The organism is Burkholderia sp. 22313 (assembly GCF_052045245.1).
Taxonomy (GTDB): domain Bacteria; phylum Pseudomonadota; class Gammaproteobacteria; order Burkholderiales; family Burkholderiaceae; genus Burkholderia.
Map to the genome: position 1 here is coordinate 1 of NZ_JBQEON010000093.1, position 531 is coordinate 531.

A 531-nucleotide genomic window follows, 5' to 3' on the forward strand; every position below is an offset into this window, starting at 1 on the left:
CGCCGGCAATGCGTTCAAGGTCAACTTCGACGGCAACGACCTGCTCAGCCTGCAGGTCGAAGGCGGCGCCGTCGATGCGCAGGCCAACAACGGCGGCCTGCTCAAGGCCGACGGCGGCGAAGTGCTGATGACCGCGCGCGCGGCAGGCGACCTGCTGAACGCCGTGGTCAACAACACCGGCACGATCGAAGCGAAGGGGCTCGCCACCGACATCCACGGCAAGATCGCGCTCCGCGGCGGCAAGATCACGCTCGACGGCGGCACCGTCAACGTCGGCGGCAAGCTCGACACGAGCGCAGCCGAGGCCGACGCACCGGCCGGCTCGATCCTCACGCGCGGCGAACAGGTTCGCGTTGCACACGGCACCACGGTCGACACGCGTGCAGGCAACACCGCCGGCACCTGGACCATCGAAGCCGCCAACGCCGGCGTGAGCGACGATCGTTCGATCGGCGCCGACACGCTGTCGCGCAACCTCGGCACCACCAACGTCGCGCTCACCAACACGCAAGGCGACCTGACCGTCGGCGG

At 69.5% G+C, this 531-nt stretch carries 1 pseudogene; it reads left to right on the forward strand.

What is annotated here, in order from left to right:
• Window positions 1-531: pseudogene (locus ACTJKF_RS31425) on the forward strand (filamentous hemagglutinin); the annotation flags it as partial.